At 42.0% G+C, this 15,443-nt stretch carries 15 protein-coding genes; 9 read left to right on the top strand and 6 right to left on the bottom strand.

The features are described 5' to 3' along the window. Positions 1–11: 11 nt before the first annotated feature. From DB520_RS20720 to DB520_RS20690, 7 genes are read left to right on the top strand one after another with little or no spacing between them, the layout of a single operon-like run. Positions 12–1,181, top strand: a complete 1,170-nt coding sequence (locus tag DB520_RS20720) for a DNA polymerase III subunit (protein ID WP_114751689.1) — start codon at positions 12–14, stop codon at positions 1,179–1,181. Continuing rightward, positions 1,162–1,596, top strand: coding sequence for an ATP-dependent zinc protease family protein (locus DB520_RS20715; RefSeq protein WP_114751688.1), 435 nt, complete (start codon positions 1,162–1,164; stop codon positions 1,594–1,596). Before DB520_RS20720 ends, DB520_RS20715 begins: the two co-directional genes overlap by 20 nt. A 20-nt stretch (positions 1,597–1,616) precedes the next feature. Next, a complete protein-coding gene (gene rimK / locus DB520_RS20710; protein ID WP_114751687.1) occupies positions 1,617–2,528 on the top strand; it encodes a 30S ribosomal protein S6--L-glutamate ligase in 912 nt (303 codons plus the stop codon). Beyond that, the gene (gene hemC, locus DB520_RS20705) at positions 2,525–3,460 is read left to right on the top strand and encodes a hydroxymethylbilane synthase (RefSeq protein WP_114751686.1); all 936 of its coding nucleotides are present in this window, start codon (positions 2,525–2,527) and stop codon (positions 3,458–3,460) included. Before rimK ends, hemC begins: the two co-directional genes overlap by 4 nt. Continuing rightward, complete coding sequence (locus DB520_RS20700) at positions 3,457–4,299, top strand: peptidylprolyl isomerase (RefSeq protein ID WP_114751685.1); 843 nt, start codon at positions 3,457–3,459, stop codon at positions 4,297–4,299. The genes hemC and DB520_RS20700 overlap by 4 nt, the downstream gene beginning before the upstream one ends. Then, on the top strand, positions 4,280–5,221 hold the full coding sequence (locus DB520_RS20695; RefSeq protein ID WP_114751684.1) for an SDR family oxidoreductase: 942 nt from the start codon (positions 4,280–4,282) through the stop codon (positions 5,219–5,221). Before DB520_RS20700 ends, DB520_RS20695 begins: the two co-directional genes overlap by 20 nt. Before the next feature lie 37 nt (positions 5,222–5,258). Beyond that, positions 5,259–6,650 (top strand): sodium-dependent transporter, encoded by a 1,392-nt coding sequence (locus DB520_RS20690; protein WP_114751683.1) that lies wholly within the window; start codon positions 5,259–5,261, stop codon positions 6,648–6,650. 91 nt (positions 6,651–6,741) lie between these two features. Here the strand turns inward: DB520_RS20690 and DB520_RS20685 are convergent, their stop codons facing one another. Together DB520_RS20685 and DB520_RS20680 are read right to left on the bottom strand one after the other, a co-directional pair. After that, positions 6,742–7,317, bottom strand: coding sequence for a bactofilin family protein (locus DB520_RS20685; protein ID WP_114751682.1), 576 nt, complete (start codon positions 7,315–7,317; stop codon positions 6,742–6,744). A 4-nt stretch (positions 7,318–7,321) separates the two neighbouring features. Then, positions 7,322–8,353, bottom strand: a complete 1,032-nt coding sequence (locus DB520_RS20680; RefSeq protein ID WP_114751681.1) for a ParM/StbA family protein — start codon at positions 8,351–8,353, stop codon at positions 7,322–7,324. Between the two features lie 457 nt (positions 8,354–8,810). Between DB520_RS20680 and DB520_RS20675 the strand changes: the two genes are divergently transcribed. Then, the gene (locus DB520_RS20675) at positions 8,811–9,398 is read left to right on the top strand and encodes a porin family protein (RefSeq protein WP_114751680.1); all 588 of its coding nucleotides are present in this window, start codon (positions 8,811–8,813) and stop codon (positions 9,396–9,398) included. Here DB520_RS20675 and DB520_RS20670 read toward each other — a convergent pair. The 4 genes from DB520_RS20670 to DB520_RS20655 form a co-directional block, all read right to left on the bottom strand. Next, positions 9,378–9,962: a helix-turn-helix domain-containing protein gene (locus DB520_RS20670; protein WP_114751679.1), complete on the bottom strand. Its 585-nt coding sequence runs from the start codon at positions 9,960–9,962 to the stop codon at positions 9,378–9,380. The genes DB520_RS20675 and DB520_RS20670 overlap by 21 nt on opposite strands. Positions 9,963–10,057: 95 nt before the next feature. Beyond that, complete coding sequence (locus tag DB520_RS20665; protein WP_114751678.1) at positions 10,058–10,642, bottom strand: hypothetical protein; 585 nt, start codon at positions 10,640–10,642, stop codon at positions 10,058–10,060. Between the two features lie 527 nt (positions 10,643–11,169). Beyond that, positions 11,170–13,557: a ribonucleoside-diphosphate reductase subunit alpha gene (locus tag DB520_RS20660; RefSeq protein WP_114751677.1), complete on the bottom strand. Its 2,388-nt coding sequence runs from the start codon at positions 13,555–13,557 to the stop codon at positions 11,170–11,172. 39 nt (positions 13,558–13,596) lie between these two features. Then, positions 13,597–14,577 (bottom strand): ribonucleotide-diphosphate reductase subunit beta, encoded by a 981-nt coding sequence (locus tag DB520_RS20655; RefSeq protein ID WP_114751676.1) that lies wholly within the window; start codon positions 14,575–14,577, stop codon positions 13,597–13,599. A 548-nt stretch (positions 14,578–15,125) separates the two neighbouring features. On the opposite strand from DB520_RS20655, the gene rplU reads away from it, so the two are divergent. Beyond that, the gene (gene rplU, locus DB520_RS20650; RefSeq protein ID WP_114751675.1) at positions 15,126–15,437 is read left to right on the top strand and encodes a 50S ribosomal protein L21; all 312 of its coding nucleotides are present in this window, start codon (positions 15,126–15,128) and stop codon (positions 15,435–15,437) included. Positions 15,438–15,443 lie beyond the last annotated feature (6 nt).

The following is a 15,443-nucleotide window of genomic DNA, read 5'->3' as shown; positions in this document are numbered from 1 at the left end:
TGTGACTGCCTATGCTGTTTTCCGAAATTCCAGGTCTGGAAGAAACCAAACAAAAAATAATCCAAGCCATACGCCAAAATCACCTTGCCCATGCCCTTTTAATCCATGGTCAGGAGGGTAGTGCTATAGTGCCGATGGCTTTGGCCCTGGCCACTTATGTCAACTGTGAAAGTCCCACTGACAAGGATGCCTGTGGCACCTGTGCGGCTTGTGTTAAAATGAGTAAGCTCATACACCCTGACATGAATTTTACTTTCCCGGTTCCTGGTAGTGTTTTCTCCAATAAAAAGAAAGGGGAGGAAGAAGATGAGGAACCAAAAGTGGACATTAATAAGCCGTGGAGGTCATTTTTATTAAGCCAGCCCTATGGAGGAATCCAAGATTGGATAGACCATGCCGAATTTAGTTCAAGGGTCGCTATTTCTGTGAAAATGGGTAGGCAAATCATAAAAACACTATCCCTGAAATCATTTGAAGGAGGCTATAAGACAATGCTGATCTGGTGCCCAGAGCTAATGAATTCCCAGGCCGCCAATGCAATTCTCAAAATCCTTGAGGAGCCACCGGAAAAAACCTTGTTTCTATTAGTAAGTACCCATCCTGAACAACTTTTGACCACTATCTTGTCCAGGACTCAAAAGATCTCCGTAAGGGGATTTACCGACCAGGAAATTAAGGATCACTTGGTGGTAAGTGGCTTGTCCAGCCAACAAGTAGCGGATCAGTTGGCACCTTTGGCCGATGGGAACATGAGGGCAGCTTACCGGCTGGTAGAGGAGGTACAGGACAAAAGTACGGTGAAATTCAGGGACTGGATGAGGGCCTGCTACAATGCTAGGATAAACGAAATGCTGGCTTTCTCAGAAGAATTCGCCATTTTGGGAAAAGAAAGCCAAAAGACACTCTTGCTAACGGGAATGAACATTCTCAGGGAGTGCCTGCTGGACAAAAACCAGTTGGTAAAACTGATGCGCTCCTCATCCCAGGACCGTAAGTTTATCGGAGATTTCGGTAAAAATGTGCTTACCGAGAAAAAGATATTGGGGATGTATCATTCACTCAATGAGTCCCATTACCACTTGGAAAGAAATGCCAATCCAAAAATTATATTTTTGGACTTGACATTTTCTTTAGCCAAAACAATCAGAATGGAAGAAACACATGAAGAAAGTCATAGGTAGAAAAACCAAAATATCTCTTCCCGAATGGGAAATTGAGGGGGTTTTGGCAAAAGTGGACACTGGTGCCTATACCAGTGCAGTGCATGCCGAAGAAGTCAAGGAAGAGCTTGAGGATGGACACCAAATCCTGAAGTTCAGCTTGCTGCCCCCGCACCATCCCAAGCATACAGGTAACCTTATCCAAACCAGAAACTATACCATAAAAAAGGTAAAAAACTCCTTTGGCCAAGTAGAACATCGGTACAAGGTAAAGACCAAAGTAGATGTGATGGGAGACCAAATTGATGCCGAGTTCACCCTTTCTGACCGAAAGAAAATGAAGAATGCCATATTATTGGGCAGAAAGCTACTTAAAGGCAGGTTTTTGGTAGATGTGGATTTGGTACCTGCCAAATCAAAAAAACAAATTCCCTAAGATTTTCCATTTAAGAGATTATGAAAATTGCCATTCTATCCAGAAACCCACACTTATATTCCACCAAGAGGCTATTTGAGGCTGCAAAAAACGCAGGTCACGAGGCTTTGGTCGTGGATCATTCGCTCTGTGACTTGGTGATCGAGCAGGAGGGGCCTAGCGTAATCTACAAGGGGGATAAGTTATTGGACATCGATGCCATTATTCCGCGCATAGGTGCCTCCGTAACCTTCTATGGTACAGCAGTCGTACGGCAGTTTGAATTAATGGGAGTGTTTTCTGCTGTGGAATCCCAAGCTATCGTTAGAAGTAGGGACAAGTTGAGAAGCCTTCAAATTTTGAGTAGAGAGGGATTGGGGATGCCCAAAACCGCATTTACCAATTTTTCTAAAGGAGGAGAAAAGCAGTTGGTGGAAAGAGTGGGTGGTGCCCCCTTGATTATTAAATTGCTGGAAGGAACCCAAGGTCTTGGAGTGGTATTAGCTGAAACCAGGAAGGCAGGGCAGTCGGTAATTGAGGCTTTTCACGGCCTTAAGGCCAGGATCATAGTCCAGGAATTCATTAAGGAAGCAAAAGGAGCAGACATTAGGGCATTTGTGGTGAATAATAAAGTAGTAGGTGCCATGAAGCGACAAGGAGAAGAAGGTGAGTTCAGGTCCAACCTTCACCGAGGTGGAAAGGCCAGCGTAGTAAAACTCAGCAAGGAGGAAAAAGCCGCGGCATTGAATGCAGCTAAAGCACTTGGTTTGTCCATTGCAGGGGTGGACCTGTTGCAATCCGCAAGGGGGCCATTGATTATTGAAGTGAACAGTTCTCCTGGACTAGAGGGAATAGAGCGAGCAACAGGAGTGGATATTGCCTCCAAAATCATAGAATTTGTGCAGTTTTCCGTAAATAAAACAACCCAACGCAGGAAAAGAAAAATTGAATGAGAACCATAAAAATTGGAACTAGAGGAAGTAAACTAGCACTCTTCCAAGCCCATTATGTATCCAACTTGCTGCAAAACCATGGGGTAAGCACGGATATAGTAGTCATAGAAACCAAAGGGGACAAGGTCTTGGACGTGGCTATATCCAAGATTGGAAGTAAAGGGGTGTTTACCGAGGAGATTGAAGAGCAATTAGCCAAAGGTACCATAGATATTGCTGTGCATAGTGCCAAGGACATGCAATCCAACTTACCAGAAGGGTTTGAGCTTATTGCATTTACAGAGCGGGAAAAAGTCAATGATGTTATATTAAGTCACAAAATTGACATAAATTACCAAACGCCAGGACAAAACCTGGTGTTTGGAACGTCTTCTACCAGGAGGATTGCCACTTTAAAGTACTATTATCCTCATATCAAAACCGTGGACATCAGGGGCAATTTGCAGACTAGAGTCACAAAAATGAAAAACGGGCATTGCGATGCTGTGCTGCTAGCCTATGCAGGTGTACATCGGATGGGCTACGATGCCATGATTGCACATGAGTTGTCGGTCGATGAATTCACTCCAGCAGTGGGGCAGGGCTCCATTGCTGTAGAGGCACACGAAAGCCTTCCGAGGGAAACAAAGGAGCTTATAAAATCGTCCGTACACCACTCTAGTACAGGGGATTGTCTCTCGGCAGAAAGGGCCTACCTGAAAATCATGGAAGGTGGGTGTAGTATACCCATATTTGCCTTGGCTGTCAGTAACGGAAAGGAAATCCAATTAAAAGGAGGCATTATTAGCTTGAATGGAGCCAAAAGGATTTGTGAAAGAGTTTCTGGAATTAATACCAATTCTAAGGAATTGGGCAAGAAACTTGCTGAAAAAGTAATAGCGGCAGGTGGTAAAACCATACTAGAAGAAATTAAGCAGGCCCAAGGAAAATGAAGAATCACCTAATCCCCTTTTTATCACTTGTTGGCTTATTGGCCATTGGATGTAGTACGGAGAAAGATCACCTTGTGACTATAGAAACAAGGCATGGGAATATGTATGCCGTGTTACATGATGAAACGCCTAAGCACAAGGAGAATTTCTTAAAACTTGCAAAGGCCGGAAGGTACGATTCCACGGAATTTCACCGGGTGATTAAAGACTTTATGGCGCAAGCAGGGGATGTATTCGGAAAGGAAGAACTCCCAGAGGAAGAATGGTACACCTTACCCAGTGAATTCAACACTGAACTGATCCATGAAAAGGGCAGTATAGCTGCAGCCAGGCAAGGGGATAATATAAACCCAGAACGGAGGTCGAGTGGAAGCCAGTTTTACATCGTGAGAGGAAAGGTTTATGATGAAAAAACCCTGAACACGGATATGCGAAAACTTCAGGAGGCTTTTATGAAGTACATTCAGCTTGAAAGTAAACGTGAAATAAAGGAAAGGTACACTGCACTCTACGAAAAGGAAGAATACGACAGCTTGACCATAATAATGCTTGACCAGAAAGAGGACATAGAAGAATACCTAAGGGTCAATTTGGATAAGAAAATGAGGCCGGAGCAAGTCAAAGCTTATACAACTACAGGAGGTACACCACATCTTGACGACACCTACACAGTTTTTGGAAAGGTGATAAAAGGGTTGGAAGTTTTGGACAAGATTGTATCCGAAGAAACCGACAGGGCGGATAAGCCTAAAAACCCAGTATGGATTAAGGTGAACGTAAAAGAATTAGACAAAAAGAAAATCACTAAGGATTACGGTTATGAGTATAAAGAAAAATGATCCGATGAAAATACTTATCACAGGTGCTAATGGGTTGTTAGGCCAAAAATTAGTGAAGAGAATTTCCGCCTCGGAACATATGATTGCCATTGCCACAAGCAAATCAAGCTGCCGTCTTCCCTCCGATTGGACTGGTTTCACCTTTGAGCAGATGGATGTCTGCAACCAAAAGCAGGTGATGGAGACCCTGCGTTTTTATAAACCGGATGTCGTCATACATGCAGCATCCATGACGGATGTGGATAGATGCGAAGTCAACCACGATGAGTGCTACAAACAAAATGTATTGGCTACCGAAAACGTACTAAGAGCATGCGAAATGACAGGGTCCCATTTAATTTTTCTTTCTACCGACTTCGTTTTTGATGGGAAAAATGGCCCTTACTTAGAAAACGCCCCAACAAACCCTATTAATTATTATGGGAGAGCCAAACAACAGTCCGAAAAAATCATTCAAGACTCCAATGCCATTTGGACTATCGTCAGAACAAATTTGGTGTTTGGGATTGCCCATGATTTGAGTAGGTCCAATCTGGTTTTATGGGTAAAACATGCCCTGGAGCTTGGGAAAGAGCTCCAATTGGTGGATGATCAGATCCGCACCCCTACCCTTGCAGAGGACTTGGCCGATGGGTGTTTATTGATAGCGTTGAAGGAAGCTACAGGGATTTTCAACATTTCAGGAAGGGAGTTGCTTACTCCATATGAAATGGGAATCATGACTGCTCGATATTTTGGTCTGGATGAGTACAAAATATTAAAAACTGACTCGAGACATTTTTCGCAGGTCGCACCGAGGCCCTTAAGAACAGGTCTTATCATTGACAAAGCCGTTCAAATTCTTGGATTTGAACCTAAATCTTTTGAAGAAGGGATTGGTATTTTGACAAAACAATTTAACTTAGCCAGCCAGAAAATTTAGCATTTTATTTCCTAACTAACTTGGAAGAAATCTTACTATGCAAAAAGGGTTGAAAAAGCCTAAAAGGGGACAATGGGGTTCTACTTTTGGCTTTATTATGGCTGCGGCAGGTTCTGCTGTTGGCTTAGGTAATATTTGGCGCTTTCCTTATATCACAGGTCAGAATGGGGGAGGTGCCTTTGTTTTTGTTTATGTGGTCTGCGTCCTTTTAATTGGGCTTCCTCTGTTACTCAATGAAATTGCCATCGGGAGAAAATCCAGAAAGAACCCCGTAGGTGCTATCAAAGTTACTGGCGGCAACAGGTTTTGGCAAGGAGGAGGAGTACTTTGCGTAGTGGTATGTTTTGCAGTGTTAAGCTATTATTCGGTTATTGCGGGGTGGACCATTGGCTATATTTTCACAGAATTGATAAATATCCCTGTGGACTTTGCAGTTTTTGTACAGACTCCCATGTACGTGATTCCACTATGTATGATTTTTATACTGATGACAATAGGGGTGGTGCTTGGAGGAGTTTCGGGTGGAATAGAGAAAGCCGCAAAATTCCTGATGCCCGTATTATTTCTGATAATTGTCTTAATCGCTGCCAGATCCGTTACCCTGCCGGGTGCAGGTGCCGGAATTGAATATTATTTATCACCAGATTTTTCCAAGATAAACGGAAATGTTATTTTATCGGCTCTTGGGCAGGCTTTTTTCAGTATGTCTGTAGGATGGGGCTTAATGATCACCTTTGGAAGTTATCTTCCGAAAGAGGGAAATATTATACAGTCTTCTGGATGGATTGCGGGGATGGACAGCGTGGTCGCATTGATGGGAGGGTTGATGATTTTCCCTGCCCTTTTTGCCTTATTGCCAGGTGAAAGCCCTGATGAGGGCCCAGCTTTGGTGTTTAATGTGTTACCTAGGGTTTTTGACCAAATAGAACCTTTTGGGAATATTATTGGTGCCATGTTCTTTCTACTTTTGCTAGTTGCGGCACTTACTTCAAGTATATCTATGCTCGAGGTACCTGTTGCATATTTTATTGATGAACGCAAATGGTCCCGAAGAAGGGCGGCTTGGACGATAGGGATAAGTGCCATGGTATTATCCATTCCTTCTTCCCTTACTGCGGTACAGGGAAATGTTTTCAACCGACTCGGTTTTACTTTTTTTGGAAAACCCATTAGTGGGTTTTTCGATATGATGGACTTCTTTTTTGGCACTTTGGCAGTGGTGGTCATTTGCCTTATGATGAGCCTTTATACTGGATGGGTTAAGAAGGTGGGTGACTATGCGGATGAGTTGGCATTAGGATCCCCAAGTTTCTCCGGGTTCCCCAAGAATGCATGGATGTTTTTTATTAAGTGGATTTGTCCTGTAGTCATTATTTTGGTACTCCTAAATATGGTAGGTGTATTTGGGGACTATGGGGAAGGAGGATAATCAATTCTGTTTTCTAGATATTGCACATAAAAAAAGGAGTTAGTTAACTAACTCCTTTTTTTATCTTATACACGCAATAAATTAACTAAAATCACCAGGTTCTTGGGAAGTTCTTACCCATATCATCTGAATCCTTGTCAGGTTCATTACTGGAATAGGTAGAGGCTTCACGGTTCGGCTGGCCTATCTTTTCAGGCTTTTCCTCACTGGCTGCCTTGGTTTTCCTTTCATCCAACATAGAATAGATTTCATCCCTACTTACGGAATTGATCTTGCTGGATTTTGAGGCTGATTTTATAGATTCAGCATCCAATGTCTTGATAAGGCTATTTAAAACAGCTCCTTTATGGACGTAAATTTGGTTGGTAGTGATGTTACCTGACACTTTTGCACTGGCATAAATGGTGGTTTCTCCACTGATATATAGGTCACCTACCACTTCTCCACTAATGCTTATTTCCTCAGCGATGATGTCTCCGGTGATGGACGCCTGTTCACCTACCACCACTTTTTTGTCCGTTCTTATGCTCCCTACCAATATTCCGTCTGCCCGGATGTCGCTCTTCGAAATAATATCTCCAGTAAGCTCAAACCCGAGCGAAAGTACAGTTACTTTGCTGGCATTAGAGGCTGCGTCTTCCTGTTGCTTGTTAGATCCAAATTTCATAGGTTTATCCTTCTTCTTTCTCTTGTTTAAAAGTACTAATAATTGTGGAGCTGTTACCCAAGTCCAAGCCTACAGCTTTGTCCTTAGCCCCCCCATTTATTGCTAAGCTATTATATGCATAGCCAATGGATGCTAATTGTTCGGGGGATTCTGGAACATGTATATTCAAAAAACCATCAAATTCTTCCTTAAACATATTTACCAGATCCACATAATTGGCTCCCCCACCAGCTAAATACAAATCCTCTGATTTCGCAAAATCACTGTCAGTAAAAGCTTTCCTTAAAGAAGGAGAAATGACATCCTGATAATATTGGGCGATTACTTGCTTACGAAGATCTCTCAAATCCAAACGCTTCCTGTTAAGGATTATTGTTCCATCACTAAAGTATTGGTCGATTTGGTGTTCTGTTTTTAAATCGAGGTAATTGTCTTTCTGTAGCTCTCTTGTTATTAAGTTGATTGCATAACGGATCCCAAAGGTAGAAACACTGGATCTTTGAACCAGACCTCCCTCCGTGCTCAGGATGGCCTCCATGGTCCCATAACCAAGGCTGATCATGAAGAAGTTCTTGGGTGCATTGGGAGTCATTTGCCGCACGGCCATGCTTGCACCTACCACCTCGGGCACTATGGCTACTCGGTCAACCTCCACTGCCATTTTCTTTCTGCCCCCTCCACCGAAAGTTTGGGTGTCGTATTCTATGATATGCTCATTTTCTAACAGGCGGTATGCATTTTCTTTGAAAACCTGAAAAGTAGAAAAGGGGAAACCCGTGGTTACGGTAATGGGGCTGCCCAACTTTTGAGAGGCTAAAAGTAAACCAGATTTTAAAAAAATGCGGTAATCTGCTTCATCCGGTGAACTGTTGATGTTACGGTGAGGGGAAGTTCCTTCCGAAAGCGCCAGTTCACCTACCAAATACCCTACATTATCATGATAAATTTTTAGACCTGAAACCAGATCCTTCGCCACATTTCTTAGTTCCAGATTGCTACTTTCTAAAACGCTTGGGTATTTTATTACTTCTATCATGGAGATTATTTGTTACTATTGATTATAATTTAAAAACCTTAATCTAAGTTAATACTTAAACTTACACAACAAAATTTTTATGTTTTATGGCAATTTCTCGCTGACTCACAAAAATATACTTTAAATACAAACTTTAACATTTTTTTTAAAATTTCTTAGTTAGAAGGCCAATTTGACGTTATGAATGAAAAAGTTAATGGGAAATTTAATCAAACTCCCTAACTTTTGACTTAAATTTGCCAATGACAATAGGTTTGGGCTTGTTTACGTTAAATGGTTCAAAGGATTGCCGACCAGGTCCGAATGATTATCGGTTAGGTTAAGAAATCGAGCATCACGAGCACGTCACACACTGGGATGATTAAGATTGCGAGATTCCCCCGAAGCAAGTTCCCCGAATCGAGTTCGGGGCAGGCAGGGGCAGGCTATATGGCCATTAAAAATCAATTATAAACATATGAAAACATATTTGCTGTTCCTAGCCCTAATCCTGTCCACACTTCAGGGATATGCACAAGAATTCTCCATAGGCCCCAAGCTCGGGGTTTCCCAGGGAAATATCAATGTTAGCGGAAGTGACTTTTCTAGCGCGGATAGTAAGTTGGGTTATCATGTAGGTTTGTTTGCTAGGTTGGGTGGCAGCAGGATATTCCTACAGCCAGAGGTGCTTTATACCAATACGGGAGGGGATTTTCAGCAAGATCATGGGGCAAGCTCGATTAATTATTCCGCCAGCTTTGACAGGCTGGATGTACCTTTGATTTTTGGGTTTAAATTTGCCGAGTTTTTCCGTGTACAAGCTGGTCCGGCATTGAGCTTTCTTTTGGACTCCTCCCTGGAGAGTGATGATCCCGGATTTACAGGTCCAGATTACAACACCTCCACCGTAGGTTATCAAGCGGGAATAGGCTTTGATATTGCAAATATGATCCTTGACCTGAAGTATGAAGGAGCCTTAGGGAAACATGCAGAAAGCGTGGCCGGGTTCCCTACCGATCAAAGGCAAAACCAACTGATACTCTCTTTAGGTATCCGGCTTTTTTAACCCCACTTCGTCCATGGAGAGCCTTGGTTTAAGGCTTAGTTTTTTATAGGTGGAGGGGCTCATCCCCGTCACCTTTTTAAATTGGGAGGAAAGATGCTGTACACTGCTATAACCCAGCCTGTATGCGGATTCGCTTACATTAAGTTCCCCATAGCTCAGCCACTCCTTAATTTTTTCTACCTTGAGTTGAATGAGGTACTGCTCTATAGTGACCCCTTCCGAACTGCTAAACATATGGCTTAGCCGGGCATAGTCTTCTCCAAATAGGTTTCCTACAAAATGGGACAAGGAAAAATCATTGCTTAAATCCCCTAGCTGTACAATTTCAATTAAGGCCGTTTTGACGGCTTCTATTTTTTGGACTTCCCTATCCTTTAGCAAGGAAAATCCCAGCTTTTGAAGTTGCTTTTCCAACTCTTTCAAAGCATCCTGGGAAATGTCCTTCTCAAGAAAAACCTTTCCCAATGTTACTTTTTCATAGGCCAAGCCCTGGTGATCCAATTGTTGTTGTACAGCCAGTATGCATCTTGGACAAACCATGTTTTTGATCGATATCTCATTCATATGAATTCAAAACATGTTAGTGTATTGAATAATTCCAAAAAAAAAGCGGCTCTCAATGGAGCCGCTTTCGATTGTTAGTGGTTAATTAAACTAAATTATCTGGCAGAAATAAATTTGGAGAAACCATCAACATCTTTGATTTCAATGGTGATGTTTTTAAGGTTTACTAAGTTTTCGAAAGTGAACCTTTTCCCGAAATTTTTTCCGGAGAAGTTTTCTTCATGAATTTTTTCACCTTTGTCAAAAATCCGGATTGTTTTTTCAGTTTCGTCCAAATTGGAAACCAGTAAGGCAATACTTCTTTGGTCAAGAATCCTTTTGTTGACATGGTAATTTGACTTGCTTTGAGGAGGAGTCACGTTCACCTTAAAGTCCTCATGTCTTCCGGATTCATTTTCTACAATCTCGAATTGGAAACTGCCAAAACCCAATTTTTTCAAGTCGTAGTTTTTGAAGAAAAGCTTTTCACTGCTGATCACGTCACGGTAAACGATATGGTTTTTCTCATCTTTGATGTTCACCGTCACGTCGCCACTTGGCTTTGCCAAATACTTAAGCTGAAACTTTGCATCACCCACCTTTTCCAAAGTTACGATAGGATTTTCTTTGCCGGGTCCAGAAAAAGCATGGGATCCGAAACTGATGCTGAGCGCTAGGAATGTTGCAATAATTAATCTCATGGTGTTAAAATTTTTAAGGTTATAAGAATGAAATTCAAACCTCCCGCAGAAATGTTTCTGCGAATTTTTTGTTTGAGGTTAATTATTTTGGGCGATAATTGAATCACTTACGTAAGTATGATACAAATGTATTGTAGGAATTGATTCATTGCAATAATTATAATAAAATAATTGAAAAATTAACGTATAGGTAATATTCATAGTTGAAAATTGTTATTTCGTAAAAATTGAAAAATTTATAATTCTTTGGAAAAGAAATCCAAAATACAGCTATTTAATTTTATTATTTTAATAATTAAGGAATTAAATTTTTTTTCAACTACAAATAGTTTAATAATATAAAATATTCTACTTAATAGAATTCTATCTCCAAAAGAAAAATTAGAGGATTAAAAATAGGGGTGGGTGGGGTGATTTTACAGCAATTACTGAATTACCGGTTGAAAAATTAACCAAAGAGGGTACAAAAAAAGCAAGGCCAACCTGTATTGACCTTGCTTTTCTTAATGTACCCTGGTACTTAAAATCTAACTACCGCAGGCTTCACAGTTGTCTGGGTCATCCAAAGAGCAGGCGATGGCTTCCTGCTGCTGCTTTTTCTTGGTGTCTTGAACCGGTTCTACCTGATCCAACTGCGACTTGTCCACGGTGAATTGAATAGCGCTGCTGGCTGCCTTGGACCGGAGGTAATAGATGCCTGTTTTCAGCCCTTTTTTCCAAGAATAGAAGTGCATGGAAGTGAGTTTGCCGAAATTGGGCTCTTGTAAAAACAGGTTCATGCTTTGGGATTGGCAAATATAAGCCCCTCTGTCCGCAGCCATATCAATGATGGTCTTTTGGGAAATTTCCCAAACGGTCTTGTAAAGGTCTTTGAGATGTTGAGGAACCTCTGGCATCTGCTGTATCGATCCGTTTGCACTGATAAGCCTGTTTTTCATTTTTTCAGTCCAAAGCCCCAGGCTGATCAGATCTTTCATAAGGTGTTTGTTCACCACTACAAACTCTCCGGATAGTGTTCTTCTGGTATAGATGTTTGAAGTGTATGGTTCGAAACACTCGTTGTTTCCCAAAATCTGGGAGGTGGACGCTGTGGGCATGGGGGCTACCAAAAGAGAATTACGTATACCGTATTTATTGGTCTTGGCTTTTAAAGCAGTCCAATCCCACCTACCTGACTTGGGTGTAACTCCCCATAGGTCGAACTGGTATTGTCCCTTCGACACTGGCGATCCTTCGTATGTTTCGTAAGTTCCCTGGGTTTTTGCCAGCTCCATAGAGGTTTCCATGGCTGCAAAGTAAATGGTCTCGAATATGTCCACGTTTAGCCCCTTGGCCTCCTCAGAATCAAAAGGCATCCTAAGCAAGATGAATGCATCCGCTAACCCTTGTATGCCCAGCCCTATGGGCCTGTGCCGGAAGTTGGACTTTCTCGCTTCCTCCACGGGGTAATAATTGACGTCTATCACCTTGTTGAGGTTCCTCGTGGCAACTTTGGTTACCTCATAGAGTTTCTGATGGTCAAAATAGCGCTTGCCGTTTTTATCGGTCGATACAAATTTGGGTAAGGCGATAGAAGCCAAGTTACATACCGCTACCTCGTCCGGAGAGGTGTACTCAAGGATTTCGGTACACAGGTTGGAGGATTTGATGGTGCCCAAGTTCTTTTGGTTGGACTTGCTATTTGCAGCATCCTTATAAAGAAGGTAGGGTGTCCCTGTTTCAATTTGTGACTCCAGCACTTCAAACCACAGTTCTTGGGCTTTTATGGTTTCCCTTGCCTTGCCCTCCTTTTCATATTTCTCATAGAGCCTTTCGAATTCGGCACCATGGCAATCGGCGAGACCGGGTGCCTCATTGGGGCAAAACAAGGACCATTCCTCGTTGGCCTCCACACGTTTCATGAATAAATCCGAGATCCAAAGTGCATAAAACAGATCCCTTGCCCTCAATTCCTCTTTGCCGTGGTTCTTTTTCAGATCCAGAAAATCTTTGATGTCGGCATGCCAGGGCTCCAAGTAAACCGCGAAGCTTCCTTTTCTTTTACCCCCACCCTGGTCCACGTACCTTGCTGTCATGTCAAAGTTCCTCAACATGGGCACTATGCCGTTACTCATGCCATTTGTGCCTCTGATATAGGACCCTTTGGCCCTTACGTTGTGGATGCTCAACCCTATGCCACCGGCGGATTGGGAAATCTTTGCACACTGTTTCAAGGTGTCGTAGATCCCATCTATGCTGTCGTCCTTCATGGTGAGAAGGAAGCAGGAGGACAATTGGGGCTTAGGAGTCCCGGCATTAAACAGGGTAGGTGTAGCATGGGTAAACCATTTTTGGGAAAGCAGGTGATAGGTTTCTATAGCCGCATCGATGTCCTCCTTGTGAATACCTATGGCCACCCTCATCAGCATGTGCTGTGGCCTTTCCACTACCTTGCCGTCAAGTTTGATCAGGTAACTTCTTTCCAAGGTTTTAAACCCAAAGAAATCGTAGTCAAAGTCCCTGTCGTAATCGATGACTTCGTCCAAAAGAGCAGCATGCTGCTTAACCACTCCATATACATCAGGGGCTATGAGTGCGGCATTTTCCTGGGTGATTGGGTTAATATAGGTGTAGAGCCGTTTCATGGTGTTTGAAAACGACTGGCTGGTGGTCTTGTGAAGGTTGGAAATGGCAATACGTGCAGCAAGTATTGCATAATCCGGATGCTTTACGGTCAACGATGCACAAACCTCTGCCGCTAAATTGTCTAGTTCGGTGGTGGTTACACCGTCATAGAGCCCATCAATCACTTTTTTGGCGACCTCGATAGGATGAATGTGCTTTGGGTCTAGCCCCTTGCAAAGATTTTCTATCCTTGCCGTAATTTTGTCGAATCTGACTGACTCCCTGCGCCCGTCTCGTTTGATTACTAACATAAGAAATAAGTAATAATAAGGTGTTTTGTAAAAATGATATTAAAAGTCCTCTTCGATAGAGAATTTATTACCTCCGGTGGATTCTTTGTTCTTCATTACACCAGCCTTTTGGTAATCACCTACGCGCTTTTCAAAGAAATTGGTCTTGCCTTGCAGAGAAATCATGTCCATGAAATCAAATGGATTAGTGCTGTTCCACACTTTGCTGCATCCCAATTCCAATAATAGCCTGTCGGCTACAAATTCTATATACTGGCACATTAGTTCTGCGTTCATGCCGATCAACCTGACAGGTAGAGCATCAGTTACAAACTCTTTTTCTATTTCTACAGCATCTTTGATGATGCCGATGATTTTTTCCTCCGGCAGTTGGTTGACCACATGCTTAGTGTAGAGGTGACAAGCAAAATCACAGTGTAACCCTTCGTCCCTTGATATCAATTCGTTGGAAAAAGTGAGTCCGGGCATAAGTCCCCTTTTCTTGAGCCAAAAAATAGAACAAAAGGAACCTGAGAAAAAGATCCCTTCCACTGCGGCAAATGCAATCAATCGCTCATGAAAACTTCCTTTGTCTATCCAGCGCAATGCCCAATCAGCTTTTTTCTTCACACAGCTCAAATGCTCGATGGCATTGAAAAGCTTATCTCTCTCCGAGGGGGTTTTAATATAGGTGTCGATCAACAGGCTGTAGGTCTCGCTATGTATGTTCTCCATGGCGATCTGAAAGCCGTAAAAGAATTTGGCCTCCGTGTATTGAACCTCAGAAACGAAATGTTCTGCGAGGTTCTCGTTTACGATACCATCACTGGCGGCAAAAAACGCCAGTACGTGGGAAATGAAATGCCGCTCTCCGTCATTTAAATTTTTCCAGTCGTTCATGTCCTGCCCAAGGTCAATCTCTTCGGCAGTCCAAAAGCTCGCTTCCGCTTTTTTATAGTATTCCCAAATATCGTCGTGTTGAATGGGGAACAATACAAACCTGCTGCTGTCTCCTTGCTCTAAAATCGGTTCCGGTCTCATTGTGAATTATATTTATTATTTCTTGAAATAGCCAAACCCAGTTTAGAAGAAACCCATCTAGTGGCAACTCCTACTACTCATATTTCTCTGGTTTTAACTCCTTTTGGTTCTTTTTTTGGAGGGTTTTAAACAAATATGGGCAGGATTTTCGATAAATGAAAGTCAAAAATCCATGAAAATTGACTTTTGGTCAAAACATCATAAAATACTATAAAATAGTAAGTTATGTATCTATTCATGAAGGAAAAATTATGGATTTATACGTATAAAAATGGGCAATAATTTTTTTGAAATAATTTTGCTATGAAAGGAACCCAAATTCCGTCTATTTTTTTGACCATTGGTCAATTTATTTATCTCTCTGCTTTGTTTTTCTAAATTCCTCCCTAGTTATATTTATTTTGACCTCCTAAATTTGCAGAATATCCCAGTGAGGAGACGACCTTTACTTTATAAGGCAATATAATTTTAAGAATTTTTTCACCATTTTCAGAAAAATAGCTATATTTGCACCTCATTTTGATAATCGTAGTTATATCAACCAGTTTATGTACGCAATAGTAAACATAGCCGGAAAGCAGTTCAAAGTAACAAAAGATCAACAGATCTATGCACCAAAAATGCAAGGAGATGTTGACGCTTCCGTTGAGTTCGATCAAGTCCTCTTCGCTGACAACGATGGCCAAGTATCGATAGGTGCCCCACTCTTGGGAGGTGCCAAGGTATCCGCTAAAATCCTAGGTCACGTAAAAGGTGACAAAATAATTGTCTTCAAAAAGAAGAGAAGAAAGGGTTACAAGAAGAAAAAGGGACACAGACAACAATACACTAAAATCCAAATAGAGGATATTCTCCTTTAAGTATTG

The organism is Pleomorphovibrio marinus (genome assembly GCF_003347495.1).
GTDB classification, from domain to species: domain Bacteria; phylum Bacteroidota; class Bacteroidia; order Cytophagales; family Cyclobacteriaceae; genus Pleomorphovibrio; species Pleomorphovibrio marinus.
This window is presented reverse-complemented; position numbering and strand designations above follow the sequence as displayed.

Excerpts from the sequence above, each read along its gene's own strand:
- DB520_RS20715 (WP_114751688.1), top strand. The coding sequence starts at position 1,162 with ATGAAGAAAGTCATAGGTAGAAAAACCAAAATATCTCTTCCCGAATGG.
- DB520_RS20665 (WP_114751678.1), bottom strand. The coding sequence starts at position 10,642 with ATGAGATTAATTATTGCAACATTCCTAGCGCTCAGCATCAGTTTCGGA.
- DB520_RS20655 (WP_114751676.1), bottom strand. The coding sequence starts at position 14,577 with ATGAGACCGGAACCGATTTTAGAGCAAGGAGACAGCAGCAGGTTTGTA.
- rplU (WP_114751675.1), top strand. The coding sequence starts at position 15,126 with ATGTACGCAATAGTAAACATAGCCGGAAAGCAGTTCAAAGTAACAAAA.
- DB520_RS20670 (WP_114751679.1), bottom strand. The coding sequence starts at position 9,962 with ATGAATGAGATATCGATCAAAAACATGGTTTGTCCAAGATGCATACTG.
- rimK (WP_114751687.1), top strand. The coding sequence starts at position 1,617 with ATGAAAATTGCCATTCTATCCAGAAACCCACACTTATATTCCACCAAG.
- DB520_RS20660 (WP_114751677.1), bottom strand. The coding sequence starts at position 13,557 with ATGTTAGTAATCAAACGAGACGGGCGCAGGGAGTCAGTCAGATTCGAC.
- DB520_RS20720 (WP_114751689.1), top strand. The coding sequence starts at position 12 with ATGCTGTTTTCCGAAATTCCAGGTCTGGAAGAAACCAAACAAAAAATA.
- hemC (WP_114751686.1), top strand. The coding sequence starts at position 2,525 with ATGAGAACCATAAAAATTGGAACTAGAGGAAGTAAACTAGCACTCTTC.
- DB520_RS20685 (WP_114751682.1), bottom strand. The coding sequence starts at position 7,317 with ATGAAATTTGGATCTAACAAGCAACAGGAAGACGCAGCCTCTAATGCC.
- DB520_RS20675 (WP_114751680.1), top strand. The coding sequence starts at position 8,811 with ATGAAAACATATTTGCTGTTCCTAGCCCTAATCCTGTCCACACTTCAG.
- DB520_RS20690 (WP_114751683.1), top strand. The coding sequence starts at position 5,259 with ATGCAAAAAGGGTTGAAAAAGCCTAAAAGGGGACAATGGGGTTCTACT.
- DB520_RS20695 (WP_114751684.1), top strand. The coding sequence starts at position 4,280 with ATGAGTATAAAGAAAAATGATCCGATGAAAATACTTATCACAGGTGCT.
- DB520_RS20680 (WP_114751681.1), bottom strand. The coding sequence starts at position 8,353 with ATGATAGAAGTAATAAAATACCCAAGCGTTTTAGAAAGTAGCAATCTG.
- DB520_RS20700 (WP_114751685.1), top strand. The coding sequence starts at position 3,457 with ATGAAGAATCACCTAATCCCCTTTTTATCACTTGTTGGCTTATTGGCC.